This is a genomic window from Collinsella sp. TM09-10AT (assembly GCF_003436275.1).
Lineage (GTDB): Bacteria > Actinomycetota > Coriobacteriia > Coriobacteriales > Coriobacteriaceae > Collinsella.
Map to the genome: position 1 here is coordinate 39,794 of NZ_QSOP01000016.1, position 11,280 is coordinate 51,073.

An 11,280-nucleotide genomic window follows, 5' to 3' on the forward strand; every position below is an offset into this window, starting at 1 on the left:
TGAAATGGCGTGGGCTCTGGGTAGGTCTCCACGGGTACGCCGTCGGTGCTGTACTCGACCGCCCGGCAAGAAGGTTTTATAGCGTGTTTCCCCAGAGAGGTCCCTTTGTCCGGTAGTGGCGAGGGGAGCCTCTCTTTTGCTCACCTCTTGCGGCGGAGGGGGACACCATGCGCCTATGCAGGACAAACTGCGCGTTCTTGTCGAATGATGGGCTATGTGTAGAGATGATGGTCTCGGGTAGAGGCCGTGTCGCGCTCGGCTGCGATGAGCCAGGCAATTCAATCTTCATCCGGGAGGGCCTTGGCAAGACAAGCAGGGCGAAGACCTTGGCGACGTTCGGGAGCCGTGTGGCGCCCGGCTCCACGCTCATCCACGACATGGAGCCGGGCGCCACACGGCTCCCGTCAACAATCTGTCACTGAAGAGCCAGCACTACAACGCGAAGCTGCTCAAGGGCGTTCCCGACGGCCAGAACCCGCTGGGGCCCGTGAACCGGATGCGCTACTTCATGCAGTGCTTCCTGAGGGCTCATCCCGGCTCCAACCGGGATGACATGCGGGGCTGTGGCTATGAGTCCGCCCGAGGACAAGCTTGAGAAGGTCGCGATGGTGCTCGATCGGGCAATGCGATACCCGAAAACGCTCAGCTTCAGGCAGTTCTATGCAAGAAAGCCCAGTTCAGATGAGTTCGACGAGCAATATTTATCAACACAGTGCAAGGGGGGGGATTATATTTGTATTTCATCCGTGTTGAGCTTCACACGGTGCGCGACTCATCGCAAACTGGCGGGCGCAGCGGAAAGAAAACCGACTGCAGACGAACGATCGATATCGGGAGCAAATAGCCACCGGATGCTTTTCGGTCTCCTACGCGTCGACCTCCGCGATTTCTTCTGCGTCTCGCCAAGTTGAAAGGAGCGATGTCGAAAACTCCTTTTCGGTTAGCGTCAAGACATCCTTCACGCAAAAACCTTTCAATTTGTCAGGAAGCCCAAAACGCGCTTTTTTCCTAATCGAGCTGGCAACCCGCTTCAACGCGGTCTTGTTCTTGTCCTCGTTGTATACCAAAACAAAGACGCAGTGCTCGCGAAACCATCTCGTCCTCTTTCCCCACAGGTCCGAGCAGATCAAAACGCTGTCCTTGCACTTCTCGATGAGGGCGTCCCTTTGGCCAAGATTGATACCAAGCTCTTCGTCATCCTTGGGATTGAGCCTCTTCCCCAGCGTCTCCTTCAGACTGCCGTTTTTAAATTCGACTAGATATAACGTTTCCCGATCGCAATACAGCGCATCGGCGGAGCGCGGGAGTTGCATCCACCTATTGACCTTCTTGCAGTAGCATTCTTTAACAGAGTCAAAATTGACAACAGGCAAATCGTCATCCACAAGAGAGACGCTCCCGTCTCTGGATGTTTTGGAGATGGTCGACGTGCAGTCCCTTAGGATACAGGTCCTGCAACGGGAGCAACCATCGCTGCCATCTGGCACCACGGGAGAGTTCGGATGAGGGCAGGAGGCGCACAGGTCGCTACTCAAGGCCGTACTCCTCCCTCTCAAGCGTATCAAAAGGAGCCGCCAGCTTCTCGTAGGCGACCTCAGTCGAGCCGGTTATTTCGGCAAAGCGAGAGCGTCCATCAGCGCAGGTCTCCGCAAGATAATATGAGCACAATCCATCAACAGCGTGCTTCTTAGAATACACTTCGATCGCATTCAAGAAATATGGACTATGGGTGCTCATTAAGACGTGCATCCCGAGCTCTTTCTGGAGCAGCACGATTATCTCGGCGAAGGCCAGCTGCCATGCAGGATGAAGATGAATCTCGGGTTCATCGAGGATAATAGTCCCTCCGGCATCTAGCGCGCCGGACTTCAAGAGCACCTTCATGATGGCGAACGTCTTCAAGCCAGCAGAAAGGTTCCCAGGCTCCAACCCCCGAGCGAAGCCCTCTTCGAGATACGTAAGGTGACCGCGACTTTCGCTCCTCTCGAAATACCCCGGACATAAGGAGGAGACCTTGTCCATGAGAACCTTCAGGTGCCGCTCCTTCGCGATCTCGTCGAACAGCGAGGACTCGCTGTCATCGTTACGGATGGTCGCCTGAATCAAATCTTGCCGCAGCTCCTCCTGGTGTCCAAGGAGGGGCCTGAACCGAAAAGCGGGGCCGTAGGGCCCTCCGAGAGAATCGATCAGGAACGGGTCGTCCAGATAATGCGCCCTGAATCGCAAAACCCTCCTATCGTGCACCTCCGCCACCTCGTCACCTGCAACCGAGAAAACCGTAGATGCGTCCTTTATCTGGAGTTCGACCTTCCCGGGCTCTTCGCCGAAAACCGAATTGATCTGGCCGTTGAACTCGCTTTGGAACCTGTTTGTCGCAATCGCACGAAATACCTCATCATCGGAGATATCCATGATCTCGATAATCTGATCGGCAACTCCTGCTACGCCATTCGTGAAATCGGATTCGATCTCACGGGAGATCTCCTCCCCGTAATACTCCTTTATCTCATCAATAAGCTCGTCCCTCGTGCACTCGCCCGAAAAAACCCTGTCGATGAAACCATTCATTCTTCCAGCAGTTCGCCTGTGGCGAGACGTGGAGTCGAGAGGGCCTCCCACATATGCCTTCCTGATGGCGCGTTCAACACTATTGCGCCTCATGCGGTCGATTTTGTTCTCCGAATCGGACATGCTGTTGAAGGCCGCATAAAGCGCTTTTCCAACCGTGCTTTTCCCCGTCCCGTTCTCCCCGGCGATCACGGCAATGCCATTAATCTCGATATCGGCCTCAGCGACCCTGCCGATGTTTTTCACCTTGATTTTCAATGCATATCACCAGCTCTAAACTCGCGAGACTCAATAGCTCGATTATCGCACAGGGAGATCGACTTCTCGAGGACTCCCTAAATGGAACGCGCGGGGAGGACATGGCTCGCCGCCGTCCGCTTTGCGTTCGCGCGGGGAAGGGTGACGACCAGGGGCCTCTCCGGGCTCATCAAGAGGAGCGCCGGATCCTCCTCGTCCATTTGAACTGTATTGTATCCCAGGACACTTGACTTAGAGGAATGGCGTTGAGCGGCGATAATCGTTTCAGCGCCAAAAAGAAAGGAGTGTTCAGTCATGGCAGATAGGCTCTCCTGCACAGCGGGGCACCGCACCGAGGCCGCAGACTTCGCCGTCGCGTCGGGGAAGCCCATCGCCCAAGTGGCCGCCGACCTCGGCATCAATGAGAAGATCCTGGGAAGATGGGTGACGGTCAGAAAGAAGGAACTGGCCAACCACCCGGTCGCGGCGGCCGCGGCCAAGACCGAGACCGCCGAGATGAGGGCCGCCCGCAAGTGCATGCGCGAGCTCGAGCTCGAGAACGAGTTCCTAAAAAGCCCCGACCTCACATTGGAGGCCGGGGCCAGTAGATTTTTGGGACATGTCTAGAAATCTACCCATGCGGGAAGCGGCATGTGCCGAGCATGTCGCGTGCTAGGTTTTGAGGCATGCCACAAAACCTAGCACGGGGGAGTGGCTACTCGGCGTCGGCGAAGCCGTTGGGGTTGTGGCTCTGCCAGTTCCAGCTATCGCGGCACATGTCCGCGATATCGTACTGGGCCTTCCAACCCATCATGCGCTCGGCCTTGGAGGCATCGCACCAGTTGGCGGCGATGTCGCCGGCGCGGCGCTCGCGAATCACGTAGGGCAGCTCCTTGCCGCACGCCTTGGAGAAGGCAGCAACGACCTCGAGCACCGAGGTGCCGGTGCCGGTGCCCAGGTTAAAGATCTCGACGCCGGTCTTGCCGTTCATCCAGTTGAGGGCGGCAACGTGGCCCGAGGCCAGGTCGCAAACGTGGATATAGTCGCGCACGCCCGTGCCGTCGGGAGTGGGGTAGTCATTGCCAAAGACCTGAACGGCCTCGAGCTTGCCCACGGCAACCTGCGCGACATAGGGCACCAGGTTGTTGGGGATACCCTTGGGGTCCTCGCCGATCAGGCCCGACGGATGGGCGCCGATGGGGTTGAAGTAGCGGAGCAGCACGACATCCCACTCGGGGTCGGCGGTGTGAACGTCCATAAGGATCTGCTCGATCATCCACTTGGTCCAACCATAGGGGTTGGTCGCGGGCTTCTTGGGGTCCTCTTCGGTGACGGGCGGGTTGTCCGGGTCGCCGTAGACGGTCGAGGAACTCGAGAAGATGATGGACTTGCAGCCATGATTGCGCATGACGTCGATGAGCACCAGGGTGTTCTCGATGTTGTTGTGGTAGTACTCGACGGGCTTGCTCACCGACTCACCGACGGCCTTAAAGCCGGCGAAGTGGATGACGCGGTCGATCTGGTGGGTATCGAAGATCTTGTTCATCGCATCGCGGTCGAGCACGTTGGCCTCGTAGAAGGTGAGGTTCTTGGCGGCCTCGTCGCCCACGATGGTCTTGACGCGGTCGATGGCAACGGCGCTGGAGTTGGAGAGGTCATCGACGACGACAACCTGGTAGCCGCCCTCGAGCAGCTGAACGACGGTGTGCGAGCCGATAAAGCCGGCGCCGCCGGTAACGAGGACGCAGGTGTCTTTGGGGTCGAGTGCTTTGGACATGTAGTCTCCTATCGAATCAGGAACACTTCTTGAGGGGAGTATAGCGCAGCTGGGGGCGCCCAAAACACGCGGGGCAGGAAAACCAGAGGATTGATGTTAACGTACTCATAGGGTGTTATTTGCATAATCCTTACCTTTGGTGTGGGACGTATTTGCGAGCCGCTGACCATGCTTTTCCAGCCGTTCGTGGAAATAGTTGGGACAAGCGCGATGTGCGTTAATATGTTTGAGTTGAGCGACATATAAATAAACATGTAACGGAGTACATATGTCACCGAACAACGATTCCATCTTTACGCAGGAGCTCTCGCGCCGCACTGCCCTTAAGGCTCTTTTCGGCGCCGCTTCCGCGGCTGTTCTTTTTGGCCTGCCCGCCCGCGCCCATGCGGCTGAGGCCAGCCAAGAAACCACCGACAAACTGAATGCCGCCCAGGCCCAGCTCGACGAGGTCCAGGCTCAGCTCGACAGCATCGCCAATGAGTACGCGACGCTCGCCAACAAGAATGCCCAGACCCTCAGCGATATCGAGGGCGTTCAGGGTCAGATCGACGAGACGCAGGCTCAGATCGACACCAAGAAGTCGGAGCTCAAGAAGAAGCGTAACGACCTTTCCGACCGCGTGGCGGCAAGCTACAAGTCGGGCGGTACCAATATCCTGTCGCTGCTACTGGCTTCGGGCTCGTTTGAGGAGCTCGTCGCCAACGCGCATTACGTCGAGAAGATCAACAAGAGCGACCGCGACGCCATTGAGGACATCCAGACCATCCAGAAAGAACTCGATACACAGAAGTCCGAGCTCGAGTCGCAGAAGGCCGACCTGGAGAAGCTCAAGGACCAGCAGACTGCTCAGATGCAGGACATGCAGGCCAAGCAGCAGGAGGTCCAGACGGTTCTGAACGGCCTCTCCGACGATGTCAAGGAACTCATGGCCCAGCGTGATTCCGAGATTCTCGCTGCCGCCCAGGCAGAGGAGGCTGCCAGGAAGGCTGCCGCTGCCGCGGCTGCCGCAAACAAGAACAATTCCTACTCGGGTGGTTCAAGCTCGGGTGGCGGATCGTATGCGCCCGGAACTCCGCAACAGAATGCCGGCTCGGGCAAGCAGCAGGCCGTCGTCAACGCATGCTACTCCACCCCTTCGCCTGGCCTGAACTGGTGCGCCGCTTGGGTTACCAACGTATTCCGCAACGCCGGCGTGGGCTACTTTGGCGGCAACGCGTGCGACATGTTTAACGCCTGGTGCTACAGCTCCGATCGTTCGGCGCTGCAGGTGGGCATGATCGTGGCCGACTCGTCGCACAGTGGTACCGGTACGCCGGGCCTGCTGTACGGACACGTGGGCATCTATGTTGGTGGCGGCATCGTTATGAGCAACGAGGGCGCCATTACGTCTAAGTCACTTGATGCGTTTATTCGGTTCTACGGTACTGGCTCTGGCGTGCGCTGGGGCTGGCTCGGCGGTATTGCGTTGTCGTAAAGCCGACTGGGCCGCGTGCCCGCCCGCAATATATTTGATTGCCTGCTCGGGCAGTCCTGCGCAAGACGAAGGCCACATTAAGTGGCCTTCTTTGCGTGCGGAACTCGCGATCAATCAAATATATTGCGGGCGGGCACGCGGCCCTCTCGGGTCCTGAGCGCGACTCACCGGACTGGTTGTCTGATATAAAGATGGCGAAGGCCCCTTTCGGGACCTTCTTTGTTTAGAGGAATTCGCCTACTCGGTTGACTTCGGGTTCGAGGTCTACGTTGAATTGGTCTTTGACGGTTGTTTGGATGTGGCGGATGAGTTCGTCGACGTCGGCGGCGGTGGCGTGGTCGGCGTTGACGATGAAGCCGCAGTGCTTCTCGCTCACCTGCGCGCCGCCAACGGCGTGTCCTCGCAGGCCGGCATCCATGATGAGTTTGCCGGCAAAGTAACCCTCGGGGCGCTTGAAAGTGGAGCCAGCACTCGGCATGTCGAGCGGCTGCTTGTCCTCGCGGCGCTGGCGGTAGTCGTCCATGTCGGCCTTAATCATCGCGGCGTTGCCCGGGGCGAGATTGAAAGTGGCCGAAAGTACGATGAAGCCGTCGTCGGCGATGCGGCTCTTGCGATAGCCCAGGTTGAGTTCGTCGACATCGAACTCGATGATGTTGCCGCTGCCGCGGGTGCCATCGTCGAGCTGGCGAGCGGGTTTGTAGACGCGCACGGACTCCAGCACATCGGCCATGCAGGCACCGTAGGCACCGGCGTTCATGTAGCAGGCGCCGCCGACCGATCCGGGGATACCCGAGATGGGCTCCATGCCGGTGAGGCCGGCCTCGGCTGCCGTCGCAGCGACATCGGAAAGCAAGGCGCCGGCTGCCGCCGTGACGTGCGTGCCGTCGACCGTAATGTCGGAGAGGCCCTTGCCCAGCGCCACGACAACGCCGCGGATGCCCTTGTCGCCGACGAGCAAGTCGGAGCCGTTGCCCACGATGGTGAGGGGCAAATCGCAGCGATAACAGGTATCGAGCGTGGCGACGAGGCCCTGCTCGGTATCGGGCGTGACAAAGACGTCGGCCGGGCCGCCGATCTTAAACGTGGTGTGCTCGCGCATGGGCTCGCTCATCAGTACGTTGTCCTCGCCGGCAACGCCAGCAAGCGCGCACAGCAGGTCCTCGTTAAAAAAGTCGTTCTCGTGCATACGAATATCCGCCTTTTGGTGGTCGTCGTCATCAATCGATTGCAATATACCCCACCCGGACGAATTTGGTGCGCTTGCGGCGATAAAACAGCCGTCTACCGGATTGGTAAAGTGTTTATCACCGAGGTAGAGGGGTAGTCGCTATACTTTCAAGAGATTGCGCGTAAACCCGGAAGGAGCGAGATGGCCAACAAAGTCACCCTCAAGCAGATCGCCCAGGAGGTGGGGCTTTCCCCCTCGTCGGTCTCGCTTGTGCTCAATAATCGGCCCTGTCGCATCTCAGAAGAAAACCGCAAGCTCATCAAGGAGGTCGCGGCGCGCAACCACTATGTTCCCAACCAGATTGCGCGTAGCCTGGTCATGCGCGAGTCGCGCACGCTAGGCCTTATCGTCCCTAACATCGAGAGCCGCTTTTTTGCCTCGCTTGCCGGCAGCTTGGAAAAGCGCTGCCGCGAGGACGGCTATGCGCTCTTTATTACCAGCTCGGGCGGAAGTGCCGACGACGATCTTGAGCTGCTGCGTCAGCTGGTGACGCGCGGCGTCGACGGTGTCTTTTTGGTGGTGGGTGACGAGTTCTCCGACGACCGCGCCCTGCGCGAAGAGGTCAGCCATCTACCCATCCCTGCCGTGATGGTCGATCGTGCCATTGAAGGACTCGAGTGCGACAAGGTGATGTTCGACCACGAGATGGGTGGCTACATGGCCACGCGGTATCTAATTGAGCAGGGTCATCGCCGCATCGCCTGTCTGGTTAACGCGCGCCGTTCCAATACGGGTCGCAAACGACTTGCCGGCTATGAGCGCGCGCTGCGCGAGGTTGGCCTGCCAATCGACGCGCGTTTGGAGTTTGAGAGTGAGTACTACATTCCGAGCGCATACGAGGCCTCGGAGGCGGTACTCGCAACTGACGCCACCGCCGTGTTCGCAAGCTCGGATAACATTGCCCTCGGTTTGCTTAAGCGCTTGCACGAGATGGGGAAGAGCATCCCGGGCGATATCTCGGTGGTGAGCTATGACAACTCGGCGGCCGACGTTCTCTTTGAGCCGGCGCTGACCGCGATTGAGCAGGACCCTGGTGTCCTTGCGGAGCATGCTTTTGGCTGCATGTCCAAGCGTCTTGCCGGTAGGGGCGGCAGGCGTGCCGAAGAGGTCGTTCTGGAGCCGGAGCTTATCGTTAAGGACAGCGTGCTCGAGCTTACTAAACACAACTAAACACGTTTACCAATTTGCAGAGACCGAATGTGGAGCACCTGTGACAATCAACGCCGCAGGTGAATGTCGCGTTTTGCTAATCGATGGGATTGATAAGGGTGGTAAAACGTTTTTTCACCATGATAAAACGTTTTAGCAAATATACTGGTCCCAACGAAAGGTTGCCGTATTGGAGGGTGACCGCACAGCGAAGGGACATAAACAATGGCTAAAACACTGGGGACGCCGTGGCAAAAGCTGGGCCACGAGGTGCCGGCTTCCGAGCTCGAGGGCGTCGACCTGTATTGGCGCGCATCGAACTATCTGTCCGTCGGTCAGATCTACCTTCGTTCTAACCCGCTGATGCGCTCCGACTTTGTCGACGAGAAAACCGGTGAGGTGCGCGACTTCGGTCGTCCGGACGTTAAGCACCGCCTGGTTGGCCACTGGGGCACCACGCCCGGCATCAACTTCCTGTTCGGCCACGTCAATCGACTGATCGCCGACCACAACCAGAATGCTATCTTCTTGATGGGCCCTGGTCACGGTGGCCCCGCCGGTACTGCTCAGTCGCTGCTCGACGGCACCTACCGCGAGATTCGCCCCGACATCACCAATGACGAGGCCGGCCTGCAGAAGTTCTTCCGCCAGTTCTCTTATCCCGGCGGCATCCCGAGCCACTTTGCGCCCGAGACGCCCGGTTCCATCCACGAGGGCGGCGAGCTTGGCTACACGCTCAGCCACGCTTACGGTGCCGTCATGGACAACCCGAGCCTGTTGGCCGTGGCCGTGGTGGGCGACGGCGAGTCCGAGACCGGCCCGCTCGCGACCTCTTGGCAATCCAACAAGCTCGTGAACCCGGCAACCGACGGTATCGTTTTGCCGATCCTGCACCTCAACGGCTACAAGATCGCCAACCCCACCATCCTCGCCCGCGTGTCCGACGAAGAGCTCACCAAGTTCTTTGAGGGCATGGGCTATAAGCCGCACTTCTTTGTCGCCGGCTTTGACGACGAGAGCCACGCAAGCATTCATGCGCGTTTCGCTGCCCTGTTTGAGCAGGTCTTCGATGAGATCTGTGACATCAAGGCAACCGCGCAGGCCCAGGCCGCCGCAGGCGAGACCGTGGTCCGCCCGGCCTACCCCATGATTGTGTTCCGCACGCCCAAGGGCTGGACCTGCCCCAAGCAGATCGACGGCAAGAAGACCGAGGACTCCTGGCGCGCGCATCAGGTGCCGCTGGCGAGTGCCAAGGACACCCACGAGCACTTCCGCGTGCTGCGCGAGTGGCTGCGCTCCTACAAGCCCGAGGAGCTCTTTACGCCCGAGGGCCAGGTGCGCCCCGAGGTGACGGCCTTTATGCCGACCGGCGAGTTGCGCATCGGCGCCAACCCCAACGCGAACGGCGGTAAGGTGCGTCGCGAGCTCGAGCTGCCCGATATTCATGCCTACGAGGTCCCCGTCGCAACTAAGGGTCATGGCTGGGGCTCCACCGAGGCCGCCCGCGTCTTTGGTGAGTACACTGCCGACGTTCTGGCCAAGAACATGGATGACTTCCGCATCTTTGGTCCCGACGAGACCGCGTCCAACCGTCTGCAGGCTGCCTACAAGGTGACCAAGAAGCAGTGGGACGCCGGCTTCTACGAGGACGAGGCCAACGACGAGCTGCTGGCAGGCTCCGGTAAGGTCGTCGAGCAGCTGTCCGAGCACCAATGCGAGGGCTTCCTCGAGGCCTACGTGCTCACCGGCCGTTCCGGCGTGTGGAGCTCCTACGAGAGCTTTGTCCATGTGGTCGACTCCATGGTCAACCAGCACTGCAAGTGGCTCGAGGCTACCAAGCGCGAGATTCCGTGGCGTGCCCCCATCAGCGGCCTTAACATTTTGCTGTCGAGCCACGTCTGGCGTCAGGACCACAACGGCTTCTCGCATCAGGACCCCGGCTTTATCGACCTGCTGCTCAACAAGGCCAACGACACGCACATCGTGAATGCCTACTATCCGGCCGACGCCAACATGGCCCTTGCCGTTGCCGAGCGCGTCTACCAGTCCACCGACTGCGTCAACGCCATCTTCTGCGGCAAGCAGCCTGCTCCGACCTTCCAGACGGTCGACGAGGCCAAGGCGGAGCTCGCCGAGGGCGTTGCGACCTGGGAGTGGGCATCGACCGCCGATTCGCTCGCCGAGGCCGATGTCGTGGTCGCCACCTGCGGCGACGTGCCGACGCTTGAGGCTCTGGCTGCAACCGACATGCTGCGCGAGCTGGGCATCAAGGTATGGTTCGTCAACGTGGTCGATCTGCTCAAGATCCAGAACGTCTGCGAGAACGACCAGGCTCTCAGCGACGAGCGCTGGGCTGAGCTGTTCGGCTGCGGCGAGAAGCCCGTCCTCTTCGCGTTCCACGCCTATGCCGGCACGATTCGCCGCCTGATCTGGAACCGCCCCGGCCACGATGCCTTCCGCGTCCACGGCTACGAGGAGAAAGGCTCCACGACAACGCCGTTCGACATGCTGCGCCTGAACAACATGGACCGTTGGGCTTTGGCCGCCGACGTGCTGCGCCTGGTCGACGCCGATAAGTTTGCCGAGCAGATTGATAAGTGGGAGGCATTCCGCACCGAGGCCTTCGAGTTCGCGTGCGATGAGGGCTACGATCACCCGGCCTTTACCGACTGGGTCTGGCCCGACGCTGCAGCTGCAACTGCTGCCGACGGCGCGCTTTCCGCAACGCAGATGACCGCGGGCGACAACGAGTAAGTGGGCATCCGGGACGGTCTCGCGCTGGGGCCTTGCCCGGCGGGGTGGCCTTGCTCCGGGAAGTGGGCTTCGCGAACTTCCCGGAGCAAGGCC

General features: G+C 59.5%; 8 protein-coding genes. 4 read left to right on the forward strand and 4 right to left on the reverse strand.

Annotated elements, in window-relative coordinates; genetic code table 11:
- Positions 1-866: 866 nt before the first annotated feature.
- Together DXD77_RS07520 and DXD77_RS07525 are read right to left on the reverse strand one after the other, a co-directional pair.
- Positions 867-1,385, reverse strand: coding sequence for a hypothetical protein (locus DXD77_RS07520; RefSeq protein WP_124786586.1), 519 nt, complete (start codon positions 1,383-1,385; stop codon positions 867-869).
- Positions 1,386-1,527: 142 nt separating this feature from the next.
- Positions 1,528-2,814 (reverse strand): ATP-binding protein, encoded by a 1,287-nt coding sequence (locus tag DXD77_RS07525; RefSeq protein WP_158549112.1) that lies wholly within the window; start codon positions 2,812-2,814, stop codon positions 1,528-1,530.
- A 306-nt stretch (positions 2,815-3,120) separates the two neighbouring features.
- Here DXD77_RS07525 and DXD77_RS07535 point away from each other — a divergent pair, with 306 nt between their 5' ends.
- Positions 3,121-3,432, forward strand: coding sequence for a hypothetical protein (locus DXD77_RS07535; RefSeq protein WP_117564855.1), 312 nt, complete (start codon positions 3,121-3,123; stop codon positions 3,430-3,432).
- 88 nt (positions 3,433-3,520) lie between these two features.
- Here DXD77_RS07535 and galE read toward each other — a convergent pair whose 3' ends face one another.
- Positions 3,521-4,582 carry a UDP-glucose 4-epimerase GalE gene (galE, locus tag DXD77_RS07540; protein WP_117564856.1) on the reverse strand — a complete coding sequence of 354 codons (1,062 nt, stop codon included), beginning with the start codon at positions 4,580-4,582 and terminating at the stop codon, positions 3,521-3,523.
- Positions 4,583-4,850: 268 nt separating this feature from the next.
- On the opposite strand from galE, the gene DXD77_RS07545 reads away from it, so the two are divergent.
- A complete protein-coding gene (locus DXD77_RS07545; RefSeq protein ID WP_117648335.1) occupies positions 4,851-6,056 on the forward strand; it encodes a hypothetical protein in 1,206 nt (401 codons plus the stop codon).
- Positions 6,057-6,279: 223 nt separating this feature from the next.
- Here DXD77_RS07545 and murB read toward each other — a convergent pair whose 3' ends face one another.
- Entirely contained in the window at positions 6,280-7,242 is a 963-nt protein-coding gene (gene murB / locus DXD77_RS07550; protein WP_117648336.1) for a UDP-N-acetylmuramate dehydrogenase, read from the reverse strand.
- Positions 7,243-7,425: 183 nt separating this feature from the next.
- Here murB and DXD77_RS07555 point away from each other — a divergent pair, with 183 nt between their 5' ends.
- Both DXD77_RS07555 and DXD77_RS07560 read left to right on the forward strand, forming a co-directional pair.
- The gene (locus tag DXD77_RS07555) at positions 7,426-8,454 is read left to right on the forward strand and encodes a LacI family DNA-binding transcriptional regulator (protein ID WP_089573627.1); all 1,029 of its coding nucleotides are present in this window, start codon (positions 7,426-7,428) and stop codon (positions 8,452-8,454) included.
- A gap of 204 nt (positions 8,455-8,658) precedes the next feature.
- The gene (locus tag DXD77_RS07560) at positions 8,659-11,187 is read left to right on the forward strand and encodes a phosphoketolase (RefSeq protein ID WP_117648337.1); all 2,529 of its coding nucleotides are present in this window, start codon (positions 8,659-8,661) and stop codon (positions 11,185-11,187) included.
- The last annotated feature ends 93 nt before the right edge of the window (positions 11,188-11,280 follow it).

Coding starts and splice junctions, on each gene's coding strand:
- DXD77_RS07560 (WP_117648337.1), top strand. CDS start 8,659: ATGGCTAAAACACTGGGGACGCCGTGGCAAAAGCTGGGCCACGAGGTG.
- DXD77_RS07535 (WP_117564855.1), top strand. CDS start 3,121: ATGGCAGATAGGCTCTCCTGCACAGCGGGGCACCGCACCGAGGCCGCA.
- DXD77_RS07555 (WP_089573627.1), top strand. CDS start 7,426: ATGGCCAACAAAGTCACCCTCAAGCAGATCGCCCAGGAGGTGGGGCTT.
- DXD77_RS07545 (WP_117648335.1), top strand. CDS start 4,851: ATGTCACCGAACAACGATTCCATCTTTACGCAGGAGCTCTCGCGCCGC.
- galE (WP_117564856.1), bottom strand. CDS start 4,582: ATGTCCAAAGCACTCGACCCCAAAGACACCTGCGTCCTCGTTACCGGC.
- murB (WP_117648336.1), bottom strand. CDS start 7,242: ATGCACGAGAACGACTTTTTTAACGAGGACCTGCTGTGCGCGCTTGCT.